Source organism: Pseudomonas putida, from assembly GCF_002741075.1.
GTDB lineage: Bacteria > Pseudomonadota > Gammaproteobacteria > Pseudomonadales > Pseudomonadaceae > Aquipseudomonas > Aquipseudomonas putida_T.
In genome coordinates this window covers 4,180,362-4,206,518 of the sequence record NZ_CP016634.1, presented here as the reverse complement: position 1 = coordinate 4,206,518, position 26,157 = coordinate 4,180,362, and the positions used below count along the sequence as shown (strand labels likewise).

Here is a 26,157-nt window from a genome sequence, read left to right as displayed (position 1 = left end):
GGTGGACGGTTTGACCGCGCGCCTTTTTAGTGGGCGCATTTCGCCCCCTGCGACAACCGGGAACCTGAGAGGGGAGTCATCATGAGTGCATTTCACGACCTGACGTTGAAGGCGCTGAACGGCGAGGATCTGCCCCTTGCACCGTTCAAGGGCCAGGTGGTGTTGGTGGTCAATGTCGCCTCCAAGTGTGGTTTGACACCGCAATACAAAGCCCTGGAGAACCTGTACCAGGACTACAAGGACAAAGGCTTCAACGTCCTCGGTTTGCCTTGCAATCAGTTCGCCGGGCAGGAGCCGGGCAGCGAAGAGGAAATCCAGGCATTCTGCAGCCTCAACTACGGCGTGAGCTTCCCGTTGGGGGCCAAGCTCGACGTCAACGGGCCGCAGCGCCATTCGCTGTATCGCCTGCTGGCGGGTGAAGGGGCCGAGTTCCCGGGGGACATCACCTGGAACTTCGAGAAATTCCTGGTCGGCAAGGATGGCCGCGTCCTGGCGCGTTTCGCGCCGCGTACCACGCCGGATGACCCGACGGTGGTCCAGGCGATCGAAAAGGCGCTGGCCTGAATCCATCTATTTGGGGCTAAAGTCCTGCTAGTCGCCAACCATCTTCGGCGCTGCTGTGCAGCCCATTCCCGTGTGAATTGGAGCGCCGAACCGCCGCTCCGATTTACTCGCGAATGAGCCACTGTTTTGAGTCCGACAAGCGCTCAGCTGGGCGGTGTGGTCGAACCTGGCTTGATCGCCAGATCTGTCCTCACGGGCTCAGTGTTCACGATCCCAGCCTGGCGACAGGCACTGGCCAAGTACCCTTCGAACTGCTCGACGATCGCCGGCCAGCCTTGGCGGCTGGCGTGCTGGCGGGCATTCAGTCGGACCCTGCGCAAGGTTTCCTGCTCTTCCATCAGCCAGCAGGCCGCGTCGATGAACGCCGCCTGGTCGCCCGGCATCGCCAGCGCGCCGCTATGCCCGTGGCGGATGTGCTGAGCGGCAGCCGCTTCGTCATAGGCAACCACCGCCAGGCCAGAGGCCAGCGCTTCGAGGACGACGTTCCCGAAGGTCTCGGTGAGGCTCGGGAACAAGAACACGTCACCACTGGCATAGTGTTCGGCCAATACCTCGCCCCGTTGGGCGCCACAGAACACGGCGTCGGGCAACTGTTGTTCGAGCGTCTGGCGTTGAGGACCGTCGCCGACGATGACCAAGCGCATGCGACGCTGTGGATAAGCCTTGCGCAGGGCCTCCATGCATGGTTGCAGCAACCCCAGGTTCTTTTCCGCAGCCAAGCGGCCCACATGCAGCACGGCGATGTCGTCCGCACCCAGGCCCCAGCGCTCGCGCAGCACCTGGCTGCGCCGAGCCGGGTTGAACAGGCAGGCGTCGACGCCGCGGGCCATCAGTGCCAGACGCTCGAAGCCACGACGCTCCAGCTCCAGGCGCTGGCTCGCGCTTGGCACCAAGGTGATGGCTGTGCGTCGGTGAAACCAGCGCAGGTAATGCGTAAGCAGGCGCGTCAGCAGGCCCAGGCCGTACTGGCCAGAATACTGCGGGAAATTGGTGTGAAAACCGCTGACCACGGCAACCCCCAACTGCCGCGCGGCACGCAGGGCACTGAGCCCCAGCGGCCCTTCGGTGGCGATGTAGAGCACGTCCGGGCGTTGCTTGCGCCAGCGACGCAGCAATGTGCGCTTGGTGATCTCGCCCCATTGAAGGCCCGGATAGCCCGGCAGCGGCCAGCCCCGGCAGAGCAGCAGGGCATCGCTTTCGTTCTGCGGGCTATCGCTGGCCTGTCTTGGGCGCACCAGCTCGACATGATGGCCACGTTGGCGCAGCCCTTCGCTAAGGCGACCAAGGGTATTGGCCACGCCGTTGATCTCGGGTGGAAACGTCTCGCTGACAAGGGTGATACGCAGGGGCGGTCTATTCATGACAAAAAGTTTCCACCCGCCGCGTTGCGATTCTGTGACGTTGAGATGACGGCCGAGTGACGCCACTTTTCTGCCCCAAAGTACGCGTCGAAATTTCCCTGCGGAGCACTCAAGAATCCTCCGGGGCCAGCCGATGCAAAGGTATTCGACACTCGAGGTACGCTCCGGGAGAGCGGTCATGTTCAACAGCAAACTCAAGAAAGAAATCCAACAGCTACGCGAGGACCTGATGTCCATCGAACAGGTCAAAAGCAGCCTGGACAGCGAGATGTTGGTGCTTCAGCTCGACCCCCACGGGCGCATCGAGTCGGTCAACAGCAACTTCGAAAAGGAGATGCTCTACAGCGCCGGGCAGTTGATCGGGCGCAACATTGAGGAACTCGTGCCGCCTCATGTGAAGGAGCTGGATTTCTACCACCGCATGAAAAACGCCATCACCCGGGGTGAACACCTTAACGGCGCGTTCCGCCTGCTACGTGGCAACGGCGAGGAAGCTTGGCTGCGTTCGATCTTGCAACCGGTCAAGAGCTGCGACGGGCGGATCAGGCATTTCAGCATGCATTCGAGCGACCTGACCCGCACCATCGAGTCCTCCCGCGAGCATGAGAGCCTGATCAAGGCCCTGATGCGCTCCACTGCCTTGATCGAGTTCAACCTGCAAGGCGAAGTGATCACCGCCAACGACCGCTTCCTCAATGCGATGGGTTACACCCTGGAGCAGGTGCGCGGCAAATCCCACCGCATGTTCTGTGAACCGGAAGAGGCCAACTCGGCGGCTTACCAGGCGTTCTGGGACAAGCTGCGCCGGGGCGAATTCGTCGCCGATCGCTTCAAGCGTATCGATGCCCATGGTCGGACCGTGTGGCTGGAGGCTTCCTACAACCCGATCATCGATGCCCATGACGTGCTCTACAAAGTGGTCAAGTTCGCCACCGTGATTACTGACCAGGTCAACCAGGAAATAGCCGTGGCCCAGGCCGCGGACATCGCCTACAACACATCGCTGGGCACCGACGCCAGCGCGCGCAAGGCCACTGAGGTGGTCACCCAGACCGTCAATGTCATGCGCGGCCTGGAGGGCTCCATGCAGGATGCCGCCCAGGGCATCCAGGCGCTGGACACCCAGTCCCGGGTGATCGGCTCGATCATCAAGACCATCAGTGATATTGCCGGGCAGACCAACCTGCTGGCGCTCAACGCTGCCATCGAGGCGGCGCGTGCGGGTGAGCAGGGGCGAGGGTTTGCCGTGGTCGCCGATGAAGTGCGTCAGCTCGCCTCACGCACCAGCACCGCCACCGATGAGATCGCCAAGGTGGTGCAGCAGAACGAACAACTGGCCCAGGCGGCGGTGGACATCATCGACACCAGCAAGCGCCAGGCCGAGCAGGGCCTTACCCTGGCTGCCGAAACCGGCAGCGTGATCGTCGAGATCCAGGACGGAGCGAAGAGGGTGGTGGATGCGGTGGGGCAGTTTTCCAGCCAGTTGAATCAGTGATCAATTCGCGGGTAAACCCCACACAGGGCTGGCGGTGACCCGTGTGGGAGTGGGTTTACCCGCGAGGGGGCGCAAAGCCCCCCAGCGATATCAGCTACGCTCACGCACCCAAAACAGCGTCGCCCCCGCCACCGCCGCGGGCATCATCAGCACGTTGACCAGCGGAATCATCAGCGCCAGGTAAGTGATGCCGCCAAAGCCCAGGGACTGCCAGCGCTTTTCGCGCAGCCAGGCGAGCATGTCCTGCCAGCTCATCTTGTTGTTGTCCGCCGGGTAGTCGATGTACTGATAAATCCGCCTACATCGGCTGCAAACCCCGTAAATCAACGCCCCTTCCCAAGGGAGTGAGCAGGAAATGTACCAGTGTTATGGTGGGCGTGAAAGCCCGTCCTAATGGAGAGCCTAGGCACAACCGGATCGCCGCTTAGGGCTTTGGGTAATGAATGAATCCTGCATGGCTGATAAGATTCGTGGACACGCTGACCCCCTCTGAACGAAGCATCCGGATGGCACGTGTGAAGGCAAAGGACACTAGGCCGGAAATGCTGGTGCGTCGATTGCTTTTCTCGCTGGGCTATCGCTATCGGCTTCACGACCGTGGTTTGCCCGGCAGTCCGGACATCGTTTTCAGAGGTATGAAGAAAGCTATCTTCGTTCACGGGTGCTTTTGGCATCGTCACGAATGCTGTCCACTCGCAAGGTTGCCCAAATCACGGTTGGAATTCTGGGGGCCGAAGCTGGACGGGAACAGGGAGCGCGATGCGCGCAAGCTGCTTCAGCTACAGTCTCAAGGATGGGATGCCTTGGTGATCTGGGAATGTGAGCTTAAAGATTTGAATTTACTAGAGAAAAAACTGAATGGCTTCCTGGGCCGGGGGAACACGCAATGAAATCCGTTGAGCTATTCGCGGGGGCTGGTGGGCTTGCTATGGGCTGTGAAATAGCAGGTTTTTCACACCTGGCGGTCGTCGAGTGGGATAAATGGGCGTGCGACACGGTTCGCGAGAATAAAAAGCGTGGTTACCCATTGGTGCAGCATTGGAGCCTGCACGAAGGTGACGTTCGCGGATTCGATTGGAGCAGCATTCCTGAAGGTATTGACCTACTTGCAGGTGGACCTCCTTGCCAACCCTTCTCAATCGGGGGTAAGCATGGGGCATACGATGATCGGCGTGACATGTTCCCAGCAACGGTGGAGATCATCCGAACCCTCAAGCCGAAGGCATTTATCATCGAAAACGTGAAGGGGTTAACGCGAGCGGCCTTCGCCAATTATTACCAGTACATCTTGCTTCAACTGGAATTTCCCGAGTTGCCACGCCGGAAGGATGAAGGCTGGCATGACCACCTGATGCGACTGCAAGCCGAGCGCACCTCGGGTAAGCGTAAGGGGAGAGGTCATACCTACAATGTGGTGCCCACACTCGTGAACGCTGCCGATTACGGTGTGCCACAGAAGCGGGAGCGGGTTTTCATTGTCGGCTTTAGGGACGATCTTGGGGTTGAATGGTCGTTTCCAGAGGAAACTCATAGCTATGATGCCTTGCTGCACTCGCAATGGGTTACCGGTGAGTATTGGGCTCGACATGGTTTAGAAATGCCGGAGGTTCCAGCGAAGCTTTGGTCACGTGTTTGTAAATTGAGAAACGGCCTTCTTCCGATGGATAAACTACCATGGAGAACGGTTCGTGATGCCATTGCTGATCTTCCTGACCCTGAAACCCGTGCAGCATTGAAGGTCCCAAACCACACATTTCAAGGTGGTGCTCGTTCATACCCTGGTCACACCGGCAGTCCCTTGGACCTTCCAGCCAAAACCTTGAAGGCAGGAGATCATGGTGTTCCAGGTGGTGAGAACATGTTGGTTAAGGAAAATGGCGAAGTGCGTTACTTCACTGTGCGTGAAAGCGCGCGTATTCAAACCTTCCCTGACGGTTTCAGGTTCCACGGGAGTTGGTCTGAGACCATGCGGCAGCTCGGCAATGCTGTACCGGTACTGCTAGCACAGCAAGTTGCATCGAGTGTTGCAGAAAAGTTGGCAGTTGCTGAAATCCTCCGTATTCAGAAAACTGCCAAGAAGGTGGTGAATGTCGCATGACGGGTAAAGTCGTTCCATTTAATCCATTGGATAAGAAAAACCTTGGTGCCAGCGTTGCTGAAGCACTGCTCTCAAAGGAAGTTCACCCGCTCGGCGCGCTTCCTGTATTTGAGGGGGCAGGCGTCTATGCGATTTACTACACTGGAGATTTTCCAGCTTATTCACGGCTAGCATCATTGAACAAAAGTGGCCAGTTCATGCTGCCGATTTACGTTGGTAAAGCTGTTCCGGCAGGTGCTCGTATGGGCGGCGACTTAGGCACATCGCCTGGTAAGGTTCTGCATAAGCGGTTGAAAGAGCATGCCGATAGTATTCGCGCTGCTGAGAATCTGAATATTGAGGATTTCCACTGTCGGTTTTTAGTGGTGGACGATATCTGGATTCCTTTGGGTGAGTCTTTGATCATCGCAAGGTTCACCCCGGTCTGGAACTCCCTGATTGATGGTTTTGGTAATCACAACCCAGGGAAAGGGCGACATGCGGGGATGCGACCTCGTTGGGATGTTTTACACCCTGGGCGGTCATGGGCAATGAATCTTGCTGAACGACCTGAGAGCGCATCAGATATTGCTGATGACGCTGCGACTTATCTGCGTGAGCGAGCTCCAAGCCTTTCGACACAATTCATCAAAGCAGAAGGTGAATAGCTGTCAGGGCATAATGTAGCATAGACTTTAAAAGGGGATCATGTAACGGATCCCCTTTTTTGTATGCGCTTGTTGTATTCGTGACACGGAGGACATAAGTCGTTATGGGTGTTTCAGGTTGTAAAATAGTTGATGAGATTGTGTTACCAGATGTAGTTGTCTTAACAGACTTGTCGGGTCGGTCGTCAATGATCCGGATGAACCACGCGCTTCCTTCGTGCTGATGGATGTCCTCAACGTATAGCTGAGCCAGCTCCTCACGTCGGCCTCCTGTATATGCGGCTAACAATGATATCCAGAATACGGCATTGCCCGGATGGCCTTTGGCTGTTCTAAGCCGTTGAAACTCGGAGCTGCTGAATAGGGTGACCAACTCGCACCAGCTGTACCCCCTGTTATCGTCCAAGCGGCGTTTCGGTTTGCCTGATCCGAGACGCTTGTGAATTCGTGATGCGGTGACGGGGTTCTCGTTTCAAGCAGACCGGAATCGACGGTAAACGCCATCACCGAGGACAGTCGCGCCAGCAGCAAGCGAGTTGATGAGGTAGCCAGAGGCTTAACTTTGTCATCACTTGGCTGAATCAAGTTGGCAGCGAACGCATGTATATCGTAAGCGCTCCATGAACCCCACATTCAAAGCGCTTACCTAATCCCCGATGCTGTGCTCCCGATTTCTTTCTGGAGTTCGCCGACCATGATGCGACCCGACGCCAAAGTCGAAAAAGTGTACCTCTACCCCAAGCCCGTCGACTTCCGAAAGTCCATCGATGGCCTGGCTGCGCTGGTCGAACTCGATATCAAAGTGGCAGTGTTCGACCCGGTGCTTTTCGTCTTTCTCAACAAGCCGCGCAACCGCGTGAAGATCTTGTACTGGGAACGCAACGGCTTCTGCCTCTGGCTCAAACGCCTGGACTCCGAACGGTTCAAAACCTCACCCGATCCGACTGACGTGGCCATCGTACTGACCGTTCAGGAACTGAACTGGCTACTCGACGGCTTCGACCTCTGGCGCAACCGTCCGCATCAGGTTTTGACGCCTCGATACGTCGCCTGATTCGGTATAATCCGCGGCATGATTTCCATGCCCGAAGACCTCCCTGACGATCCTGTTCTGCTCAAGCAACTGCTTGAGCAGATGATCAACGAGCGCGCGTCCGACAAGGGCAAGATCGTTCATCTCGAAGAGGAAGTTGCGCTGTTGCGCCAGCGCCTGTTCGGGCGCAAGACCGAGCAGACAAGCGATGCGGCGACGCCACAGTTGCCGCTCTTCGACGAAGCGGAAAGCCTGGCAGAACCCTTGGATGAGGCTGGCGATGAAGAAGTCGTTGCACCGACCAAGCGCCGTGGTAAACGCAAACCTCTGCCGGCTGATTTACCGCGTATCGAGGTTGTCCACGAACTGCCCGAGCATGAGCTGACGTGCGCTTGTGGCTGCCGCAAACATGCCATCGGTGAAGAGGTCAGCGAACAGCTTGAAATCGTCCCGATGCAGATTCGCGTCATCAAACATGTTCGCAAGGTGTATGGCTGCCGCAACTGCGAGTCAGCGCCCGTAACGGCGGACAAGCCTGCCCAGGTGATCGAGAAGAGCATGGCTAGCCCGAGTGTGCTGGCCATGCTGCTCACCACCAAATACGTAGACAGCTTGCCGCTTCATCGCTTCGAAAAAGTGTTGGGGCGCCACGGTATCGATATCTCGCGCCAAACCTTGGCACGCTGGGTGATTCAATGCAGCGAGCACTTCCAACCGCTGCTGAATCTGATGCGCGAAAGCCTGTTGAGCAGTCGGATCATCCACTGTGACGAAACACGTGTGCAGGTGTTGAAAGAGCCGGGTCGTGAGCTCAGCAGCCAATCCTGGATGTGGGTACAAACCGGCGGCCCACCTGATCGCCCGGTGATCCTTTTCGACTACGCCACTAGCCGAGCGCAGGAGGTGCCGACGCGCCTGTTGGATGGCTATCGCGGCTATGTCATGACCGACGACTACGCCGGTTACAACGCGCTGGCCGCGCAGGACGGCGTGGAGCGATTGGGCTGTTGGGCGCACGCACGCCGCAAGTTCGTCGAAGCGCAGAAAGTGCAGCCCAAGGGTAAAACCGGGCGCGCAGACATCGCCCTGAATTTGATCAACAAGCTGTATGGCATCGAGCGCGACCTTAAGGACGGCAGCGATGAAGATCGTAAGGCTGCCCGCATGGAGCGCAGCCTGCCATTGCTGGCTCAACTGAAAAGCTGGGTAGAGAAAACGCAACCTCAGGTCACGACGCAGAATGCCTTGGGCAAGGCCATCGGCTACTTGGCCAGCAACTGGAGCAAGTTGGAACGCTACGTCGAGCACGGCTGCTTACCGATCGACAACAACGCAGCCGAGCGAGCGATCCGCCCGTTTGTCATCGGCAGAAAGAACTGGTTGTTCAGTGACACGCCCAAAGGTGCCACTGCCAGCGCACAACTTTACAGCTTGGTAGAAACGGCCAAAGCCAACGGCCAAGAGCCCTATGCGTGGCTGCGCCACGCACTGGAACGCTTGCCGCATGCGGCCTCAGTGGAAGACTACGAAGCGCTGCTGCCGTGGAATTGCACACCTCAAATACATAGCTGAGTGCTCTGCCCATCGTTGGTTAGGTGGGGTTCATGGAGCGCTTACTGTATATCTGAGGGCTGAACCGCCGTAATGGATTTGTCCCCCATGTCCGAGATGAACCGGTTGACTGCACGGCTGTAGTCCACTGCATGCCGCCGCAGTACGTATTCGGACCTGCCTGACATAGAGATGGATTGAACGTAGCGGCTGAGTGCTTCCGACAGCCTTATAGAGCTTTCTTTGAGGGCAGGCAGTGTAGGCGTAGGTAGAGGCGGGCCTACCGTCTCTGGCTTGCAGGGCTCAACGTAGTGGCCCTGGCGGGCATCACTGAACAACCTCTCCGACTCCGCATATGCCAGGGCAAATGCAGCCTTCGCTTGCTGATGGTGTCGGGTATTGAGCGAGCGGCGAATCTCTGTTTTGCCGATGATCTTCCTGAGGTCATCAGGCACCCTGCGACGTAGATAATAGATGCCCGAGTCGGAGTGCCTGAATGGTTGAGCGATGAGTGCCATGTGTACCAGCCTTGTGTATCAGTTGGCTGGGAAAGGGCATTGCTTACGTAGTTATCAGGCGTTCTGATTGGCCGGTTTCGTGACGCGGGTATCACCCTTTTCCCGCACCCAGAACAACGTAGCCCCCGCCACCGCCGCGGGCATCATCAGTACGTTGACCAGCGGAATCATCAGCGCCAGGTAGGTGATGCCGCCAAAGCCCAGGGACTGCCAGCGCTTTTCGCGCAGCCAGGCGAGCATGTCCTGCCAGCTCATCTTGTTGTTGTCCGCCGGGTAGTCGATGTACTGGATGGCCATCATCCACACCCCGAAGATCAGCCACAGCGGTGCAGCCACCACGTTGACCACCGGGATCAACGACAGGATGAACAGGGCGATGGCACGTGGCAAAAAGTAGCCGAGCTTACGCATTTCGCGGCCAAAGGTGCGTGGCACCATGGCAATTAACTCGCCCCAACTGAATGCGGGGAAGTTATCCTCTCCGCGAACCACCACCTCGACCTTTTCGGCCAGAAACCCATTGAAGGGCGCGGCGATGACGTTGGCCACCAGGGTGAAGGTGAAGAACACCATGAGGACCACCAAGGCGACGAACAGTGGCCACAGGATGTAGGTCAGAAAGCTCAGCCAGCTCGGCAGGGTCGGCATCAGGGTATCGACCCACAGGCTGAACTGATGCCCTGCGAAGTAGATCAGCCCGCCGAACAGCAACAGGTTGACCGTCAGCGGCAGCAGCACGAACAGGCGCAGGCTGGGGCTCATGACCAGTTTCAGCCCTTCGCGCAGGTACTGTGGGCCAGAGAGGACAGGGGCTTGCATCGAGACGCTCCGGATCAGGGGAAAACGCGCTGACCTTACCGAGTTTGAGGCTTCGACGAAAGCTGCCCGGCAGGGGAGCAATGGTCTGTAACAAAAGCGAGTGAAGATTTTCTATCGGTTTGGTCGGCAGATAGAGCCAGCCTATAAGGTGGATTGTCGAAGGATATTTCCTTAATCTCTGCGACCTCGCTACAGTGCGCTCAACTTTTTGGTTTCGGATCTTCGCGTCATAGGCTTCCCCAAGCGCTGCGTAGGTCCCTTTTCATTCCAGCCGGCACTGCCGGTGCACCGATGCCGGCCCAGCGGCCGTCTCGACAGGAGTTCGACATGTCTGAAGTACGTCATTCGCGCGTCATCATTCTCGGTTCCGGCCCTGCCGGTTACAGCGCCGCGGTCTATGCCGCCCGCGCCAACTTGAAGCCGCTGCTGATCACCGGCATGCAGGCTGGCGGTCAGCTGACCACCACCACCGAAGTCGACAACTGGCCGGGCGACCCCCATGGCCTGACCGGCCCGGCCCTGATGCAGCGCATGCAGGAGCATGCCGAGCGCTTCGAGACCGAGATCGTCTTCGACCACATCAACGCCGTGGACTTGGCCAACAAGCCGTTCACCCTGCGCGGCGACAGCGGCACCTATACCTGCGACGCCCTGATCATCGCCACCGGTGCCAGCGCTCGCTACCTGGGCCTGCCGTCCGAAGAGTCGTTCATGGGCAAGGGCGTTTCGGCCTGCGCGACCTGCGACGGTTTCTTCTACCGCAACAAGCCGGTAGCCGTGGTAGGTGGTGGCAACACCGCCGTGGAAGAAGCCCTGTACCTGGCCAACATCGCCAGCAAGGTGACCCTGGTCCACCGCCGCGACACCTTCCGCGCCGAGAAGATCCTGGTCGACAAGCTGCACGCCCGTGTCGCCGAAGGCAAGATCGAACTCAAGCTCAACGCCACCCTGGACGAAGTGCTCGGTGACGACATGGGCGTGACCGGTGCGCGTCTGAAGAACAACGACGGCAGCAGCGACGAAATCAAGGTCGACGGCGTGTTCATCGCCATTGGCCACACCCCGAACACTTCGCTGTTCGAAGGCCAGCTGACCCTCAAGGACGGCTACCTGGTGGTCAATGGCGGTCGTGAAGGCAACGCCACTGCCACCAACATCGAAGGCGTGTTCGCAGCGGGCGACGTGGCCGACCACGTCTACCGCCAGGCGATCACTTCCGCCGGTGCCGGCTGCATGGCCGCACTGGACGTGGAGCGTTACCTGGACGGCCTGGCGAACGCCTCGTTCTAAGGCTTCGTCAGCGCCCAGCGGGCCCTCGTGGCCCGCAAGAAAAAACCGGCCAACTGGCCGGTTTTTTTGTGTCTAGAGAAAACCTCAGAGGCTAAGGCGCATGGACAGGTCCACTGCCTTCACGTCTTTGGTCATGGCGCCAATGGAGATGTAGTCCACGCCTGTCTCGGCGATCACCCGCAGCGTGCTCTCGTTGACCCCGCCGCTGGCCTCGAGCTTGGCCTTGCCGGCGGTGATGCGCACGGCTTCGCGCATTTCATCGAGGGTGAGTTCGTCGAGCATGATGATGTCGGCGCCGGCTGCCAGGGCCTGACGCAGCTCGTCCAGGCTTTCGACTTCGATTTCCACGGGCTTGCCCGGTGCGATGCGGTGTGCGGCATTGACAGCCTCGGCCACTCCGCCGCTGGCGGCAATGTGGTTTTCCTTGATCAGGAAGGCGTCGTACAGGCCGATGCGGTGGTTGTGGCAGCCGCCGCACGTCACGGCGTACTTCTGCGCCAGGCGCAGGCCGGGGAGCGTCTTGCGGGTGTCGAGCAGGCGCACCTGTGTGCCTTGCACCAAGTCCGCGAGAAAGCGCGCCCGGGTTGCCACGCCCGACAGCATCTGCAGGAAGTTCAGCGCCGTGCGTTCGCCGCTGAGCAGCGAGCGCGCTGGGCCTTCGAGGTGGAACAGCGCCTGGTTGGGCGTAGCCCGATCGCCATCGGCTACCTGCCAGTGCACCGCGACCCGGGGGTCGAGCTGGCGGAACACCGCATCGACCCAAGCGGTACCGGCGATGGTGCAGTCCTCGCGGGTGATGATGGTTGCCTTGGCCAGGCGCTCGGCCGGAATCAGCTGGGCGGTGATGTCGCCACTGCCGATGTCTTCGAGCAGCGCGCGGCGCACGTTGGCTTCGATTTCGGCGGTCAGGTCGGCGAGGCGTAGGTTCGGCATGGTCGGCTCCACAAGCTAGGTGCGGCGATTATAGGGCAGGGGGGCTGCGTGTACAGCGGCAACGGGAGTGACCTTTGGTCAGGACGACTGAGCATCATGACGAATGGAGTGTCACTAGCTGGCATGTGAAGAACGCTCTAGTAGCTGTCGGAATTTTTACCGATAATGCGACCAGTATTTGGCGTCATGGTTTTGACTGATCGTGAGATCAACGCAAAACACCCACAAGGAGTCCGGGATGCAGAACGAAGGCAAGGTGGTGCCGTTGGCGGTCGCCATCGATCAAGGGGCACATGCGCCCTCGCCTTGCCTCCCGGCGCTGCTGCTGCAAGTGCGCGATCAGGCCGCATTGCAACTGCGCCAGGGGCTGCACGCGTTGTTCGACAATGCTGACGACACGCTCTTCGAAATGGCCGACAAAGCCCCTGAACGCTTCGACCAGAACCTGTATTTCGAAGCCATGCGCGACCTGCGCCTCAAGCGCAAGAGCATCGAGCGAGGCTTTCTCGACACCTTTTATGACTGTTTTGCCCAAGTGGGGCAGGCCGAGGCCTCGGGGTTCACTGTCAGTGACGACCCGCTCGGCTCGGCGCAACTGGCGCGCGCCGCCGCCCTCGAATCCATGGTCGCTCGCGTTCTTTCCCGTGATGGCCTTGCCCTGGAGCACTTGGCGTTGCGTCTGCAGACCCTGCTCGGCGAGGCCTGCGCGGCGTCCGACAACCCCCTGGGGCCGGACCGATTGTGCGGCTACTTTCTGGAGGCCGCGCGCAGCCAAGGTGTAAACCGCAGGGTCAAGCTGATCCTGCTCAAGCTGTTCGAACGCTATGTATTGCGCGACCTCGATCAGCTGTACGACCAGGCCAACCAGTTGCTGGCCGACGCCGGTGTGCTGGCCGAACTCAAGCCGACGCCGCGCCGCCGTGTCGACGATCGTCGCCACGCCGCCAGACACCTTGCGACCGCGCTGGCGCGCGACGAGGCGCCGGAGCCCGATGGTGCGGGCAAGGCATTTTTCGATTCCTTGCAGGCACTGTTGGCCCCGGTTCGAGGGGGTATCGCGCCACGTGTACAGCAGGTCGTCAGCGCCCAGCCGATCAGCACCGCCGACTTGCTGCGTTTGCTGTCGCATCTTCAGCGCTATGTGCCCGCGACCTGCGAGGCGGATGACTTCGCGCTTGGCCAGCAGTTGGAGCAGTTGCTGTTGCGGGTGAGTGTGCGCAGCGGCACGCGTCGGCGGATCGACACGGCGGACGAAGACACCCTCAACCTGGTCGGCCTGCTGTTCGACTTCATCCAGGCCGATAACAACCTGCCTGCGTCATTGCGCGCGCTGATCGCTCGGTTGCACATCCCCCTGCTCAAAGTGGCCCTGCTCGATAAAGGCCTGTTCAGTCGTGCCAGCCATCCGGCCCGGCGTCTACTCAACGAAATCGCCGCTGCCGCGATCGGATGGGAAAGCGGCAGCGAGGGCGTGCGCGACAACCTGCACCTGCGTGTGGAGCGTGTGATTCAGCGTTTGCTCAACGACTTCACCGATGATCCTCGCGTGTTCGCTGACCTGCTCGAGGACTTTCTGGCCTTCAACCAGGAGGAGCATCGGCGCAACGAACTGCTCGAACAACGCACCCGCGATGCCGAAGAGGGCCGTGCCCGTGCGCTGCAAGCCCGGCAGCGGGTGCAGCAGGCCCTGAACCTGCGTCTTCTGGGGCGGGTCCTGCCGCACACGGTGGTGCGGATGCTGGTGCAGGATTGGAGCCAGGTCCTGCTGTTGGCTTGGCTCAAGGAGGGTGAGGATTCGAGCGCCTGGCGCAATGGCCTGGCGACGGTCGATGCCCTGCTGGCCAGTCTTGCTCCGCACCGCGACCCGCACGCCCGGGAGCGCTTGTTGCAACAGGTGCCGGGGCTGCTCAAGGCCCTGCGTGACGGGCTGGCCGGGGTCGTCACCGAAGCCGCCGCGACCCGGGCGTTCTTCCTGCAGCTGGAGCAGTTGCACCTGCGTGCCTTTGCCGGGGGGGAGGGTTCACCTGTCGAAGGGGTACCTGCCTTGGGCGAGGTGCTGGTGGCTGAGCAGATCATCCTGGCGGTGGCCGATGAATCGGCCTGCGGCCCTCTGTTGCGTCTGCACGCGCAGGGCCCTGAGCTGGGCCTGGTGCGGCGTCTGCGCATCGGGGTCTGGGTCGAGGTGATGGATGACGAGGAGCCCCTGCGTTGCAAGCTGGTGGCGGTTATCGACAGCAGTGACCGTTACGTCTTCGCCAATCGCACTGGCATGAAGGTGCGCGAATGGAGCGGCGCTGGACTGGCTCAGGCCCTGCGTCGCGGCGAGGTGCGCCTGCTCGATGACGGGCTGTTGTTCGAGCGCGCGCTGGACGCGGTGCTTGAGCGATTGCGCAGGTAGCAGGTCTGCTGAACAATCATTTACATGCAAGCCTGCCAGGCGCGGGGCATACTGGTGGCTCCTCCCTGGCGATTTCAGGATCTGCTCCATGCAATTGGACCGTGCGACTGGCTGGTTCTCCGGCGTCACCCACTGCCCCTCGCCGAATTTCAACGCGCGCCCTGAAGGCGAAGCCATCTCCCTGTTGGTCATCCACAATATCAGCCTGCCGCCGGCCTGTTTCGGCACCGGCAAGGTCCAGCAGTTCTTCCAGAACCGGCTCGACCCCGCCGAGCATCCCTATTTCGAAAGCATCTGTCACCTGACTGTGTCGGCGCATCTGTTCGTCGAGCGCGACGGGGCGGTGACTCAGTTCGTTTCCTTGCTGGACCGGGCCTGGCATGCCGGTGTTTCACGCTTCGGCGAGCGTGAGGGTTGCAACGATTTTTCCATCGGCATCGAACTGGAGGGCACTGACGAGTTGTCCTACACAGACGCCCAATACCAGACCCTGACGCAGCTGACCCGGCAGATTCGCAGCGTGTGGCCTGCGATCGATCTTGGGCGTATCTGCGGTCACAGCGACATCGCCCCGGCGCGCAAGACCGACCCGGGCCCGGCTTTCGATTGGCGCCGCTACCGCGCGGCCTTGCAATGCAATGAGGACAACGCATGAGTTTTCTGGTGTTGGTGCTGGTGCTCTGGTTCGAGAAGTTTTCGGCCCTGCGCCAGCGGTTGCAGCGTGACGGTTTTTTCATCGGCGAGCTGGTGCGCCTTGAGCGCAGTGGCAAGGTGCACCCCTGGTGGACCCTGGCCATCCTGGTGCTGGCGCCCGTGGCCTTGCTGGTGCTGTTGCTCCACGTGCTCGAGCCGGTGGCCTATGGCCTGCTGGCCTTGCCGGTGCACCTGCTGGTGCTGATCTACAGCCTCGGTCGTGGCGACATCAAGGCATCCCTGGGGCCGTTTCGCGATACCTGGCGCCGGGCCGATGACCAGGCCGCATTGCATGTGGCCGAGCGGGACCTGGGCCTGGTGGCCGACGATGCCCCTGGTTTGTTGGTGCGCGTGCAGGGACATTTGCTGTGGCAGGCCTACCAGAGCTTCTTTGCGGTGATCTTCTGGTATTTCCTGCTCGGCCCAGGTGCCGCCCTGGCCTACCGCCTGCTGGCCTTGAGTGCCGAGAACAGCCGACAGCCAGCACTCAAGGAGCGCGCCGAGCAGTTGCGCCATGCCCTGGACTGGTTGCCGGTGCGGGTGCTGGCCCTGAGCTTTGCCCTGGTGGGTAACTTCGTCGCCGTGATGCGGGTGATGCTGCATGAACTGCTCAACTGGCACATCAGCGCGGGGCATCTGGTGGCGCGGGTCGGGCGCGTGGCGGACAACATGCCCGAGGAAGAGGACGCCCAGCGTGGGCTCGGTCGCCTGGACAGCCTCTGGGAGCTGCTGCTGCGTTGCGCGGTGCTGTGGTACGCCTGCTTTGCGCTGTGGACGGTATTGTTCTGAGCGCTTTTCAGAAGGTGTTCTTCGCCTGGTGAGCGGCGCCTGCTTCGCAGGTAAACCTACAGATACAACGGCGTTAATGAGGGCACCGCTGTATCTGGAGCGGGTTTACCCGCGAAGAGATCAGCACCCTGTAGGCCTGCTGGCGGATGAGCCTGGTCTGGCAAGCCTCGCTTAACCTTAAATTACAAACCTTGGATTCGATCTGCGTTATACAGGTCGCTTGGCCGTTAATGGCCTTGTGCTACCTCGCAGAATAAAAAGAATCCAAGGAGATGCGCATGAAGCGTTTGCTCTATCCGGCCATCGCCCTGATGGACCGGCTGAGCTTCGGCCTGAAGTTCAGCTTGATCAGCACCTTGTTCTTCGTCCCCATGCTGGTCACCAGCTTCTACCTGGTGCGCGACGTCTACGACGAATTTCACGCCACCGGCGTCGAACTGCAGGGGCTCGGCCCCCTGGCCGGAGCCCTGAGCCTGCGCGGTGACCTGGAAACCCTGGGCAATCTCGTGCAGATCAATGCCCTGCTGGGCCAGTCGGGCCAGGCCGGTGATCTGGAGCAGCGCATCGATGCGCTTGAGAAAAAGGTCGCCGCAGGGCTCGAGGCGATTCCCGTGAGCGGCCCGCAGCTACAGGCCCGACGCGATGAACTCAGCGAGATCTTCGCCCGAGCGCGCAAAGAGTCTTCCTTGCAAAGCAAGGCAGCCCTGTTCGACAAGCTCCTGGTCCAGGCCCAGGTCCTGACCAAGCAGGTGGCCAGCCAGTCCGGGCTGGATCAGGACAACCAGGCGTCGGTGCGGCATCTGAGCGAGCTGTTGGGCAGTGCCACCGGGCAGGTGACCCAAACCCTGGGCGAGGGGCGGGCGCTGGGGGCCATGGCGTTGGGCCGCGGTTTCATCGATTCGGCTGGCAGCGCCCGTTTCGAAGACTTGTTGCAGCGCCTGGAGCGCCTGTCCGCCGACTACGGCATCCGCCTGGACGATGCGCTGAGCGCCGACCCGCGCGCAAAGGCCGACTTGGCCGCGTTGGCCCAGGCCAGCCAGGCAACGGTGAAGCAGGCCGCCACCTTGTTCGAAGACCGCGTGGTGATGGCCGAGACCCTGGACGCGCCATGGCTCGCGTTCTATCAGCAGGTCAGCGAGCTGATGGCGCAGACCTACCGGCTCAACGACGCCGTCCTCGGCCACTTGCAGGTGCAACTGCAAGACCGCCTGGACGAGCATCGTCTGCGCATGATCGCGCTGATCGCTGCGCTGGCGGTGGTGTTTGCCCTGATCATCTACCTGGACAGCGGCTTCTATGTGTCCATCCGCGAAACCCTGGGCAACCTGGGCGCGGCCATGGACAAGGTCGCTGCCGGAGACATGACCGTGAGCTTCCAGGCCCGCAGCCGTGACGAGCTGGGCGAGCTGGGCCAGGGCTTCAACCAGACGGTGCGGCGGATCCGCGAACTTATCGACCAGGTGGGTCGGACCGTCTCGACGGTCGAGGAGCAGGCCGGACAGGTGCTGGCTGTGTCGGTGCGCAGCAACCAGGCGGTCAGTGGTCAGCGCGAGCAGATCGAGCAGGTGGCCACGGCCATGAACCAGATGAGTGCCACCTCCCAGGAAGTCGCCCGCAGCGCGGCGCTGGCCGCCGAAGGCGCGCAGCAGGTCAATCGCGAGAGCGCCACCGGCCGTGGCCTGGTGGAAAACCAGCAGGACAGCATCACCCGACTGGCCGGTGAGATCGACCAGAGCGTGGTCGCGGTCAACCAGCTGGCCGGTGACAGCCAGGCCATCGGCCGGGTGCTGGAAGTGATCCGCAGCATCGCCGAGCAGACCAACCTACTGGCGCTCAATGCCGCGATCGAGGCGGCACGGGCTGGCGAGCAGGGCAGGGGGTTTGCCGTGGTGGCCGACGAGGTGCGCACCCTGGCGCGTCGCACCCAGGACTCCACCGAGGAGATCGCGCAGATGATCCAGCGCCTACAGGCAGGCGTTGGCGCGGCGGTCAAGGCCATGGGCAGCAGCCATCAGATGGCGGCGGGGACGGTGGACGAAGCACGCCAGGTGCAACAGGCGCTGGGCAACATCTTGGGCGCGGTGGGCGGCATCGTCGCGCAGAACCAGCAGATCGCAGCGGCCGTCGAGCAGCAGACCACGGTGGCGCATGACATCGATTTGAACATCGTGGCGATCAACCGCGCCGCCCAGGACACCACCCAGGGCGCGTGCCAGACCGAGGATGCCAGCCGGGCGCTGTCGGGACAGGTGGAAGAGCTCAAGCGGCTGATCGGGGCGTTTCGCGTCTAGCCGAGGGGGCACCCTTCGCGGGTGTCATCGAGAGCCCCGACTTACCCACGAATGGGACTGCGGCGGCCTACCAGCCGAACAGCTCACAGGCATTTCGGCTGCTGGTCTGAGCCAGGTGCTCGGCCTCTGTGCCGATCACCTCGGCCAGTGCCTCGGCAATTTCCGGCAAGTGTTCGGGGCTGTTGCGCTCGCCAGGGAACATCACCGGCGCCATGTCCGGCGCGTCGGTTTCCAGCACCAGGCTTTCCAAGGGCAGTCGGGGCAAGGTCTTGCGCAGGCGCAGGGCCTGGGGCCAGGTGGCCGCGCCGCCCAGGCCCAGCCTGAAACCGAGCTTGATGTACTCGCGGGCTTCTTCGTAGCTGCCGGCGAAGGCGTGGACGATGCCGCCGCGCGCAGGCTTGTAGCGCTTGAGGGTAGCGATCACCTGGGCATGGCTGCGGCGTACGTGCAGCAGGGCGGGCAGGTCGAAGTCGCAGGCCAGTTGCAACTGCGCCTGGAACAACGCCTGCTGGCGGTCTTTGTCCAGTTCCGGCAGGTAGTAGTCCAAGCCGAACTCTCCCACCGCGCACAGGCGTGGGTCGCCGCGCAGGCGTTCGAGCCAGTCGCGCAGTTGTGCCAGATGCTCGGGGCGGTGCTGTTCGAGGTACACCGGATGCAGGCCCAGCGCCGCGAACAGCCGCTGCTCGCCACAGACCAAGTCCCACACCCGCTGCCAGTTGGCCTGGTACACCCCCAGCACCACCATGCGCTCCACGCCCCGCGCCGCCGCGTTGGCCAGCAGGCGGTCGCGGTCGGCGTCGAAGTCGGGGAAGTCCAGGTGGGTGTGGGTGTCGATCAGGCGCATGCTCAACCTGCGTTGATGCGTTGCTTGAAGGTTCGGGCGACGGCGTGCACGCCGGGCTCGTAGCGTTTGTCCTCGATCGCGGCCAGGGCCAGTTCGAGAGCGGTGGCGGCAATCAGGCCGTGCTGTTGGGCCATGGCATTGACTGGCAGAGGCAGGAAATCCAGCAGTTGGTTGTCGCCGAAGGTGCCCAGTTGCAGCTGGCGCGAGTCGGCCGGGCGCGCCTGCAGGGTATCGAACACGCCCTGCAGCAGCACATAGGAGGTGGTCACCAAGGCATCCGGCAGGCCGCCGAAGTCTTCGATCAATTGCACCATCAGGCGCTGGCCGCACTCGCGGCTGAAGGCCTCGCCCTGATAGCGGCGCACCTGGCCGGCGAAGGGGTGCAGGGCCTCGTCGAAACCGCCGGCGCGGGCCTGGCTGACCGACAGCTCCGGGCGCGCGCCGATCAGGGCGATGCTGCCGGGGTTGGTATCCAGAAGGCTCTGGGCGAGTTGACGGCTGGCGTCGCGGTCGTCGCTGATCACCGAGCAGAAGTGCTCCGGTGCCATGCGTCGGTCGATGGCGATGATCGGCAGGCCTTTGTCCTGCAGCTCGCGATAGCTTTCGTCATCCGGCGGCAGGCAACTGGCGACGAACAGTGCATCGCAACGGCGAGCACGGAACAGCTGTTGCAATTGGCGCTCGCTGTCGGGCTGGTCATCGCTGCTGGCGATCAGCAATTGGTAGCCGCGGGCGCGGGCTCCTTGCTCGAGCTGCTTGGCGATGCGGGCGTAGCTGGGGTTCTCCAGATCCGGGAGAATGAAGCCCAGGGTACGCGTATGCCGGCTACGCAGGCCGGCGGCCTGGGGGTTGGGCGTGAAGCCGTGGGCCTCGACCACCGCACGCACGCGCTCGACGGTGCTGTTGCTGATGCGCTGCTGTTCGGCCTTGCCATTGATGACGTAGCTGGCGGTGGTCACGGACACACCGGCCAGACGGGCGATATCGCTGAGTTTCACCGAATTTTCCTTGTTATTACCGGGGCTGCCTGCGAGGCCGGACCGGGTAGTTTCACCTGGCGCCGGGGCCTTGGGCAGGCGACCATTGTCGCAATTGTCCGACAGGATGGGGCTTTTTCGTCGGAAGATTATCGAGTAACGTGGCCACCTGGTCAGATTAAACGTTTCAGCAGGCAAATTTTCTGCCTCGAATACCGCCTGCGCAAGACCGTTGAACGGACCCGATTGGTGAATTTCACAACAATACCTCAGGTCCCCTCCCGGGGGCTGCAAAAGGAGAAGGTCATGCTGGAGCTCGCTCAGGAGCAGATCGCCATGAACCAGGTGGCTGCCGACAAGGCCGAGGCATTGCGCCTGCTGGCTGATCGATTGGTCGCCGATGGTCTGGTCGCCGAAGGTTACCTGCAAGGGCTCCTGGACCGCGAGGCGCAAGGCTCGACCTTCCTTGGCCAAGGGATCGCCATCCCCCACGGCACGCCGCAGACCCGCGATCAGGTCTTCGCCACCGGCGTGCGCCTGTTGCAGTTTCCCGAAGGGGTGGACTGGGGTGACGGGCAGATCGTCTACCTGGCCATTGGCATTGCCGCCCGTTCCGACGAGCACCTGCGTCTTCTGCAATTGCTAACCCGCGCCCTGGGCGAGACCGATCTGGCCGAGGCCCTGCGCCGCGCCTCCAGTGCCGAAGCGCTGCTCAAGCTGCTGCAAGGGGCGCCCCAGGCCCTGGCGTTGGATGCGCAACTGGTGGGGCTGAACCTGGCCGCCGAAGACTTCGACGAACTGGCCTGGCGTGGCGCGCGCCTGCTGCAGCGCGCCGGTTGCGTCGATCCAGGGTTCGCCAACGTGTTGCAACAGGCCGAGCCGCTGCCCTTGGGCGAAGGGCTGTGGTGGCTGCACAGCGAGCGTCAGGTACGCCAGCCGGGGTTGGCCTTCATCACGCCGCAGCAGCCGCTGCATTATCGCGACCAGCCGCTCAATGGTTTGTTCTGCCTGGCCAGCCTGGGTGTCGCTCACCAAGCGTTGCTCGAGCGCCTGTGCGAAGTGCTCATCGAAGGCCGTGGGCAAATGCTCTACCAAGCGCGCAACAGCCGCGCCGTGCTCGAGGTCTTGGGCGGCGAGGTTCCGGCCGATTGGCCCAGCGCTTGTGTCGTGCTGGCCAACCCACACGGCCTGCACGCCCGCCCGGCCAAGGTGCTGGCGCAGTTGGCCAAAGGCTTTGAGGGCGAGCTTCTGGTACGTCTGCAAGACAGCGCTCAGCCTGCCGTGTCGCTCAAGAGCCTGAGCAAGCTGCTCAGCCTGGGAGCCCGGCGTGGGCAGACCCTCGAACTGATCGCCGAACCGGGCATTGCCAACGATGCCCTGCCGGTGTTGCTCGCGGCCATCGAGCAAGGCCTGGGCGAGGCGGTGGAGCCGCTACCGGAGGTCGCCCCCACCAGCGCGGCGCCGCCCGAGCCTGTGCTCCAGGCGCCGCAAGCTGGCAGCATCGTCCAGGGCGTCGGTGCGGCGCCAGGCATCGCCAGTGGCCCGGCCCATGTGCATGTGGCTCGCAAGATCGACTACCCGCTGCGCGGTGAGTCGCCTGCCCAGGAGCGGCAAAGGCTGCAGGATGCCTTGGCAGCGGTCAACGCTGAATTGCAGGCGTTGGTGCAGCGCAGCGACACGTCTATCGGGGAGATCTTCGTCACCCACCAGGAAATGCTCGCCGACCCAGGTCTGGGCGAGGAAGTCCAGCAGCGTCTGGCCCAGGGCGAGAGCGCGGCGGCCGCCTGGATGGCGGTGATCGACAGTGCGGCGCGCCAGCAGGAGTCGCTGCACGACACCCTGCTCGCCGAGCGTGCCGCCGATCTGCGCGACATCGGCCGGCGAGTGCTGGCCCAGCTGTGTGGCATCCAGGACGTTGCCGAGCCTCAGCAGCCCTACGTGCTGGTGATGGCCGAAGTGGGCCCCTCGGATGTAGCCCGCCTGGACCCGGCCCGAGTCGCCGGTATCGTCACCGCCCAGGGCGGCGCTACGGCCCACAGCGCCATCGTGGCCCGGGCGCTGGGCATTCCGGCAGTGGTGGGGGCCGGTGCTGCGATCCTGCTGCTGGAGGCCGGCACGCCGTTGCTGCTCGATGGCCAGCGTGGCCGGGTCTGCGTGGCGCCCGCGGCAGATGAACTGCAACGGGCCCTGGCCGAGCGCGACCTGCGCGAGCAACGCCTGCAGGCCGCCTGGGCCAAGCGCCACGAGCCTGCGGTGACCCGCGATGGCCATGCGCTGGAGGTGTTCGCCAACATCGGCGAGAGCACCGGCATCGACAAGGTGGTGGAGCAGGGCGCCGAAGGGGTCGGCCTGCTGCGTACCGAACTGATCTTCATGGCTCATCCCCAGGCACCCGACATCGCGACCCAGGAGGCCGAGTACCGCCGTGTGCTCGATGGGCTGGGTGGGCGCGCCCTGGTGGTGCGCACCCTGGATGTGGGCGGCGACAAGCCGCTGCCGTACTGGCCGATCGCCGCCGAGGAAAACCCCTTCCTGGGGGTTCGTGGCGTGCGCCTGACCCTGCAGCGTCCCCAAGTGATGGAAGAACAGCTGCGCGCCTTGCTGCGCGCCGCTGATGATCGTCCTTTGCGCATCATGTTCCCGATGGTCGGGCAGGTGCATGAGTGGCGCGAGGCCAAGGCCATGGTCGATCGCCTGCGAGCGCACATCCCGGTGGCCGACCTGCAAGTGGGCATCATGGTGGAAGTGCCGTCAGCGGCTTTGCTGGCACCGCAGCTGGCCCGCGAAGTGGATTTCTTCAGTATCGGCACCAACGATCTGACCCAGTACACCCTGGCCATCGACCGTGGTCACCCGAGCCTTTCGGCCCAGGCCGACGGCCTGCATCCGGCGGTGCTGCAACTGATCGACATGACCGTGCGGGCGGCCCACGCCCATGGCAAATGGGTGGGCGTGTGCGGTGAGCTGGCGGCGGACCCGCAGGCGGTCGCGGTGCTGCTGGGCCTGGATGTGGACGAGCTGAGCGTCGCGGCCCGCAGCATCGCCGAAGTCAAGGCATTGGTTCGCCAGGCCGATCATCAGACAGCCCGCGCCCTGGCGCGCGAGGCCCTGCAACAAGACAGCGCCGCGGCGGTCCGGGCGTTGGTGGAGCGTTATTGAAATGGCCAAGATCCTTACCCTCACCCTGAACCCGGCGCTCGACATCACCGTCAGCCTGGACGCCCTGCGCCCCGGCCATGTCAATCGCAGCCACAGCCAGCACAGCCATGCCGCGGGCAAGGGGCTGAACGTCGCTCAGGTCCTGGCCGACCTGGGCCACAGCGTGACCGTGGGTGGCTTTCTGGGGCGCGACAACCTGGAGCCGTTCGAGGCGCTGATCGCCTGGCGGGGCTTTGCCGACTGTTTCGTCCGGGTGCCGGGCGAAACCCGCAGCAACATCAAGCTGGTGGAGGCCGATGGCCGGGTCACCGACATCAATGGCCAGGGGCCGGATGTCGACGAAGCCGCTTGGATCGCCCTGATGCGCCGCCTGGGGCAGCTGGCGGCCGGGCACGATGCGGTGGTGGTGGCAGGCAGCCTGCCCCGAGGCGTCGATGCCCGGTGGTTCCATCAGTTGTTGCTGCAACTGAAGCAGCAAGGCCTGAAGATCGCCCTGGACACCAGCGGCGAAGCCTTGCGCGCCGGCCTGCAGGTCGGGCCTTGGTTGGTCAAGCCCAACACCGAGGAACTGGGCGAGGCGCTGGGCACCGAGGTGCATACCGCGCACGCGCAACGCCTGGCCGCCGAGCGGCTGCTGGCCAGTGGCGTCGAGCATGTCGTGGTGTCCCAGGGCGAGCAGGGCGTGACCTGGTTTGCCCAGGATGGCCAAGCCCTGCACGGACGACCGCCGAAGGTGCAGGTGGCCAGCACTGTCGGCGCGGGTGATTCGCTGGTAGCGGGCATGGTTCATGGCCTGCTGCTGGGTGAGCCGCCTGAACAGACCCTGCGCCGGGCCACGGCCATCGCCGCCCAGGCGGTGACCCAGGTTGGCTTCGGGATCCGTGACCGCGAGCAGCTGGCCCGTCTGCAAGACGCTGTGCAACTGACAGAACAACAAGAGGGTTGCCGATGAACATCGCCATCATCACTGCCTGCCCCAACGGCCAGGTGTCCAGCGTATTGAGCGCGCGTCTTCTGTCGGCCGCTGCCCGGCAACGGGGCTGGATACCTGTGGTCGAGGTGCAGGATGCCGAGCATACCGACGGGCGTTTGAGTCCGGCGCAGATCGCCGAGGCCGACTGGGTACTGGTGGTCAGCACCGGCCCCGTGGAGCTTGACCGTTTTGTCGGCAAGCGGGTCTACCGCAGTACTCCGGCCCAGGCCCTGGCCGATCGCGAGCGTTTTCTCGATGAGGCGGCGACCCAGGCCCAGGTGCTGGAGGCGCAGACGCCCGCGGTGAGCGCGCCGATCGTTACGCAGCCCCGGTTGGTTGCCGTCACCGCCTGCCCGACCGGTGTGGCCCATACCTTCATGGCGGCCGAGGCGCTGCAGCAGGCGGCCAAGGATCTGGGCTACCTACTGACAGTGGAAACCCAGGGCTCGGTAGGGGCGCGCGACCCACTCTCGGCCGAAGCCATCGCCGCCGCCGATGTGGTGTTGCTGGCCGCCGACATCGAAGTGCCCACGGCGCGCTTTGCCGGCAAGCGCATCTACCGCTGTGGTACCGGCGTCGCGCTGAAGCAGGCGCGTGCCACCCTCGACAAGGCCCTGGGCGAAGGCAAGGTCGAGGTGGGCGGCGAAGCGTCTGCCGAACCTGTAAAGAGCAATGAGAAGCGCGGTGTCTACAAGCACCTGCTCACCGGTGTGTCATTCATGCTGCCGATGGTGGTGGCCGGCGGCCTGCTGATTGCCTTGTCGTTCGTCTTTGGCATCGAGGCCTACAAGGAACCTGGCACCTTGCCGGCGGCCTTGATGCAGATCGGTGGCGAGGCGGCGTTCAAGCTGATGGTGCCGCTGCTGGCCGGCTATATCGCCTGGTCGATTGCCGATCGCCCGGGGTTGGCGCCGGGCATGATCGGCGGTCTGCTCGCCAGTACCTTGGGGGCGGGCTTCATCGGTGGCATCGTCGCGGGCTTTCTGGCGGGCTACAGCGCCAAGGCCATCAGCCGCTGGGCACGCCTGCCGAGCAGCCTTGAGGCGCTCAAGCCAATCCTGATCATTCCGCTGTTGGCCAGTCTGTTCACGGGTTTGGTGATGATCTACGTGGTCGGTCAGCCGGTGGCGGCGATGCTCGAAGGCCTGACGCGTTTCCTGGACAGCATGGGTACCACCAACGCCATTCTGCTCGGCCTGTTGCTCGGCGGCATGATGTGCGTCGACCTGGGCGGTCCGATCAACAAGGCGGCGTATGCCTTCTCGGTGGGACTGTTGGCCTCCTCCAGCTATGCGCCGATGGCGGCGACCATGGCTGCCGGGATGGTGCCGCCGATCGGCCTGGGTATCGCCAGCTTCCTGGCTCGGCGCAAGTTCGCCCAGAGCGAGCGCGAGGCGGGCAAGGCGGCATTGGCTCTGGGGCTGTGCTTCATCTCCGAGGGGGCGATCCCGTTTGCCGCCAAGGACCCGCTGCGGGTGATCCCGGCGAGCGTCGCGGGCGGCGCGTTGACCGGGGCACTGTCGATGTACTTTGGCTGCAAGCTGATGGCGCCCCACGGGGGGCTGTTCGTGCTGCTGATCCCCAACGCGATCAACCATGCGCTGCTTTACCTGCTGGCGATCCTGGCGGGCAGCCTGCTGACGGCGGTGGTGTATGCGCTGATCAAGAAAGGGGAACGGGTGGAGTTGGCGGTGGCGCCAGTCAAAGGCTGAAGGGCCAGGTGT

Annotated in this window: 21 protein-coding genes and 3 pseudogenes; 17 read left to right on the top strand and 7 right to left on the bottom strand. The window is 62.7% G+C overall.

Annotated elements, in window-relative coordinates:
• The first annotated feature begins 81 nt into the window (after positions 1-81).
• A complete protein-coding gene (locus IEC33019_RS19665; protein ID WP_070093633.1) occupies positions 82-564 on the top strand; it encodes a glutathione peroxidase in 483 nt (160 codons plus the stop codon).
• Positions 565-707: 143 nt separating this feature from the next.
• Here the strand turns inward: IEC33019_RS19665 and IEC33019_RS19660 are convergent, their stop codons facing one another.
• Positions 708-1,925, bottom strand: a complete 1,218-nt coding sequence (locus tag IEC33019_RS19660; protein ID WP_070093634.1) for a glycosyltransferase family 4 protein — start codon at positions 1,923-1,925, stop codon at positions 708-710.
• Between the two features lie 133 nt (positions 1,926-2,058).
• Here IEC33019_RS19660 and IEC33019_RS28270 point away from each other — a divergent pair.
• Positions 2,059-2,826: pseudogene (locus IEC33019_RS28270) on the top strand (PAS domain-containing protein); the annotation flags it as partial.
• Between the two features lie 162 nt (positions 2,827-2,988).
• Complete coding sequence (locus tag IEC33019_RS28265; RefSeq protein ID WP_372340676.1) at positions 2,989-3,420, top strand: methyl-accepting chemotaxis protein; 432 nt, start codon at positions 2,989-2,991, stop codon at positions 3,418-3,420.
• 90 nt (positions 3,421-3,510) lie between these two features.
• Here IEC33019_RS28265 and IEC33019_RS19650 read toward each other — a convergent pair.
• A pseudogene (locus IEC33019_RS19650) lies at positions 3,511-3,708 on the bottom strand (EI24 domain-containing protein); the annotation flags it as partial.
• A gap of 182 nt (positions 3,709-3,890) precedes the next feature.
• Between IEC33019_RS19650 and IEC33019_RS19645 the strand changes: the two are divergent.
• The 5 genes from IEC33019_RS19645 (at position 3,891) to tnpC (ending at position 8,770) form a co-directional block, all read left to right on the top strand.
• Complete coding sequence (locus tag IEC33019_RS19645) at positions 3,891-4,310, top strand: very short patch repair endonuclease (RefSeq protein ID WP_070093640.1); 420 nt, start codon at positions 3,891-3,893, stop codon at positions 4,308-4,310.
• Positions 4,307-5,518: a DNA cytosine methyltransferase gene (locus IEC33019_RS19640; RefSeq protein ID WP_070093636.1), complete on the top strand. Its 1,212-nt coding sequence runs from the start codon at positions 4,307-4,309 to the stop codon at positions 5,516-5,518. The genes IEC33019_RS19645 and IEC33019_RS19640 overlap by 4 nt, the downstream gene beginning before the upstream one ends.
• On the top strand, positions 5,515-6,165 hold the full coding sequence (locus tag IEC33019_RS19635; RefSeq protein ID WP_081337492.1) for an Eco29kI family restriction endonuclease: 651 nt from the start codon (positions 5,515-5,517) through the stop codon (positions 6,163-6,165). The genes IEC33019_RS19640 and IEC33019_RS19635 overlap by 4 nt, the downstream gene beginning before the upstream one ends.
• A 694-nt stretch (positions 6,166-6,859) precedes the next feature.
• The gene (tnpB, locus tag IEC33019_RS19630; RefSeq protein WP_054913089.1) at positions 6,860-7,219 is read left to right on the top strand and encodes an IS66 family insertion sequence element accessory protein TnpB; all 360 of its coding nucleotides are present in this window, start codon (positions 6,860-6,862) and stop codon (positions 7,217-7,219) included.
• Positions 7,220-7,237: 18 nt separating this feature from the next.
• Positions 7,238-8,770: an IS66 family transposase gene (gene tnpC, locus IEC33019_RS19625; protein WP_070091772.1), complete on the top strand. Its 1,533-nt coding sequence runs from the start codon at positions 7,238-7,240 to the stop codon at positions 8,768-8,770.
• Between the two features lie 41 nt (positions 8,771-8,811).
• Here tnpC and IEC33019_RS28070 read toward each other — a convergent pair whose 3' ends face one another.
• Together IEC33019_RS28070 and cysZ are read right to left on the bottom strand one after the other, a co-directional pair.
• Positions 8,812-9,267, bottom strand: a complete 456-nt coding sequence (locus IEC33019_RS28070) for a DUF6538 domain-containing protein (RefSeq protein ID WP_099593858.1) — start codon at positions 9,265-9,267, stop codon at positions 8,812-8,814.
• Positions 9,268-9,321: 54 nt separating this feature from the next.
• On the bottom strand, positions 9,322-10,086 hold the full coding sequence (cysZ, locus tag IEC33019_RS19615) for a sulfate transporter CysZ (protein ID WP_070094149.1): 765 nt from the start codon (positions 10,084-10,086) through the stop codon (positions 9,322-9,324).
• 327 nt (positions 10,087-10,413) lie between these two features.
• On the opposite strand from cysZ, the gene trxB reads away from it, so the two are divergent.
• Positions 10,414-11,376, top strand: a complete 963-nt coding sequence (gene trxB, locus IEC33019_RS19610) for a thioredoxin-disulfide reductase (protein WP_070094150.1) — start codon at positions 10,414-10,416, stop codon at positions 11,374-11,376.
• Positions 11,377-11,460: 84 nt separating this feature from the next.
• Here trxB and nadC read toward each other — a convergent pair whose 3' ends face one another.
• A complete protein-coding gene (nadC, locus tag IEC33019_RS19605; RefSeq protein ID WP_070094151.1) occupies positions 11,461-12,309 on the bottom strand; it encodes a carboxylating nicotinate-nucleotide diphosphorylase in 849 nt (282 codons plus the stop codon).
• Positions 12,310-12,547: 238 nt separating this feature from the next.
• Here nadC and IEC33019_RS19600 point away from each other — a divergent pair, with 238 nt between their 5' ends.
• From IEC33019_RS19600 to IEC33019_RS28255, 5 genes and pseudogenes are all read left to right on the top strand, one after another.
• Complete coding sequence (locus IEC33019_RS19600) at positions 12,548-14,707, top strand: DUF1631 domain-containing protein (RefSeq protein ID WP_099593857.1); 2,160 nt, start codon at positions 12,548-12,550, stop codon at positions 14,705-14,707.
• 88 nt (positions 14,708-14,795) lie between these two features.
• Entirely contained in the window at positions 14,796-15,362 is a 567-nt protein-coding gene (gene ampD, locus IEC33019_RS19595) for a 1,6-anhydro-N-acetylmuramyl-L-alanine amidase AmpD (RefSeq protein ID WP_070094153.1), read from the top strand.
• Positions 15,359-16,189 (top strand): regulatory signaling modulator protein AmpE, encoded by an 831-nt coding sequence (gene ampE / locus IEC33019_RS19590; RefSeq protein WP_070094154.1) that lies wholly within the window; start codon positions 15,359-15,361, stop codon positions 16,187-16,189. The genes ampD and ampE overlap by 4 nt, the downstream gene beginning before the upstream one ends.
• Before the next feature lie 272 nt (positions 16,190-16,461).
• Positions 16,462-17,577 (top strand): annotated as a pseudogene (locus tag IEC33019_RS28260) (methyl-accepting chemotaxis protein); the annotation flags it as partial.
• Positions 17,551-18,480, top strand: a complete 930-nt coding sequence (locus IEC33019_RS28255; RefSeq protein ID WP_372340678.1) for a methyl-accepting chemotaxis protein — start codon at positions 17,551-17,553, stop codon at positions 18,478-18,480. The pseudogene IEC33019_RS28260 and the gene IEC33019_RS28255, both read left to right, overlap by 27 nt.
• Before the next feature lie 67 nt (positions 18,481-18,547).
• Here IEC33019_RS28255 and IEC33019_RS19580 read toward each other — a convergent pair whose 3' ends face one another.
• Together IEC33019_RS19580 and cra are read right to left on the bottom strand one after the other, a co-directional pair.
• Positions 18,548-19,324, bottom strand: a complete 777-nt coding sequence (locus IEC33019_RS19580; RefSeq protein ID WP_070094156.1) for a TatD family hydrolase — start codon at positions 19,322-19,324, stop codon at positions 18,548-18,550.
• A 2-nt stretch (positions 19,325-19,326) separates the two neighbouring features.
• A complete protein-coding gene (gene cra / locus IEC33019_RS19575; RefSeq protein WP_070094157.1) occupies positions 19,327-20,322 on the bottom strand; it encodes a catabolite repressor/activator in 996 nt (331 codons plus the stop codon).
• A gap of 285 nt (positions 20,323-20,607) precedes the next feature.
• Here cra and ptsP point away from each other — a divergent pair, with 285 nt between their 5' ends.
• From ptsP to IEC33019_RS19560, 3 genes are read left to right on the top strand one after another with little or no spacing between them, the layout of a single operon-like run.
• The gene (gene ptsP, locus IEC33019_RS19570; RefSeq protein WP_070094158.1) at positions 20,608-23,460 is read left to right on the top strand and encodes a phosphoenolpyruvate--protein phosphotransferase; all 2,853 of its coding nucleotides are present in this window, start codon (positions 20,608-20,610) and stop codon (positions 23,458-23,460) included.
• Between the two features lies 1 nt (position 23,461).
• Positions 23,462-24,412 (top strand): 1-phosphofructokinase, encoded by a 951-nt coding sequence (gene pfkB / locus IEC33019_RS19565; RefSeq protein WP_070094159.1) that lies wholly within the window; start codon positions 23,462-23,464, stop codon positions 24,410-24,412.
• Entirely contained in the window at positions 24,409-26,145 is a 1,737-nt protein-coding gene (locus IEC33019_RS19560; RefSeq protein WP_070094160.1) for a PTS fructose-like transporter subunit IIB, read from the top strand. Before pfkB ends, IEC33019_RS19560 begins: the two co-directional genes overlap by 4 nt.
• Positions 26,146-26,157 lie beyond the last annotated feature (12 nt).

Bases quoted from the DNA above. Each gene is read 5' to 3' on its own strand.
- IEC33019_RS19665 (WP_070093633.1), top strand. From the start codon at position 82: ATGAGTGCATTTCACGACCTGACGTTGAAGGCGCTGAACGGCGAGGAT.
- IEC33019_RS19660 (WP_070093634.1), bottom strand. From the start codon at position 1,925: ATGAATAGACCGCCCCTGCGTATCACCCTTGTCAGCGAGACGTTTCCA.
- IEC33019_RS28265 (WP_372340676.1), top strand. From the start codon at position 2,989: ATGCGCGGCCTGGAGGGCTCCATGCAGGATGCCGCCCAGGGCATCCAG.
- IEC33019_RS19640 (WP_070093636.1), top strand. From the start codon at position 4,307: ATGAAATCCGTTGAGCTATTCGCGGGGGCTGGTGGGCTTGCTATGGGC.
- IEC33019_RS19635 (WP_081337492.1), top strand. From the start codon at position 5,515: ATGACGGGTAAAGTCGTTCCATTTAATCCATTGGATAAGAAAAACCTT.
- tnpB (WP_054913089.1), top strand. From the start codon at position 6,860: ATGATGCGACCCGACGCCAAAGTCGAAAAAGTGTACCTCTACCCCAAG.
- tnpC (WP_070091772.1), top strand. From the start codon at position 7,238: ATGATTTCCATGCCCGAAGACCTCCCTGACGATCCTGTTCTGCTCAAG.
- IEC33019_RS28070 (WP_099593858.1), bottom strand. From the start codon at position 9,267: ATGGCACTCATCGCTCAACCATTCAGGCACTCCGACTCGGGCATCTAT.
- cysZ (WP_070094149.1), bottom strand. From the start codon at position 10,086: ATGCAAGCCCCTGTCCTCTCTGGCCCACAGTACCTGCGCGAAGGGCTG.
- trxB (WP_070094150.1), top strand. From the start codon at position 10,414: ATGTCTGAAGTACGTCATTCGCGCGTCATCATTCTCGGTTCCGGCCCT.
- nadC (WP_070094151.1), bottom strand. From the start codon at position 12,309: ATGCCGAACCTACGCCTCGCCGACCTGACCGCCGAAATCGAAGCCAAC.
- IEC33019_RS19600 (WP_099593857.1), top strand. From the start codon at position 12,548: ATGCAGAACGAAGGCAAGGTGGTGCCGTTGGCGGTCGCCATCGATCAA.
- ampD (WP_070094153.1), top strand. From the start codon at position 14,796: ATGCAATTGGACCGTGCGACTGGCTGGTTCTCCGGCGTCACCCACTGC.
- ampE (WP_070094154.1), top strand. From the start codon at position 15,359: ATGAGTTTTCTGGTGTTGGTGCTGGTGCTCTGGTTCGAGAAGTTTTCG.
- IEC33019_RS28255 (WP_372340678.1), top strand. From the start codon at position 17,551: ATGACCGTGAGCTTCCAGGCCCGCAGCCGTGACGAGCTGGGCGAGCTG.
- IEC33019_RS19580 (WP_070094156.1), bottom strand. From the start codon at position 19,324: ATGCGCCTGATCGACACCCACACCCACCTGGACTTCCCCGACTTCGAC.
- ptsP (WP_070094158.1), top strand. From the start codon at position 20,608: ATGCTGGAGCTCGCTCAGGAGCAGATCGCCATGAACCAGGTGGCTGCC.
- pfkB (WP_070094159.1), top strand. From the start codon at position 23,462: ATGGCCAAGATCCTTACCCTCACCCTGAACCCGGCGCTCGACATCACC.
- IEC33019_RS19560 (WP_070094160.1), top strand. From the start codon at position 24,409: ATGAACATCGCCATCATCACTGCCTGCCCCAACGGCCAGGTGTCCAGC.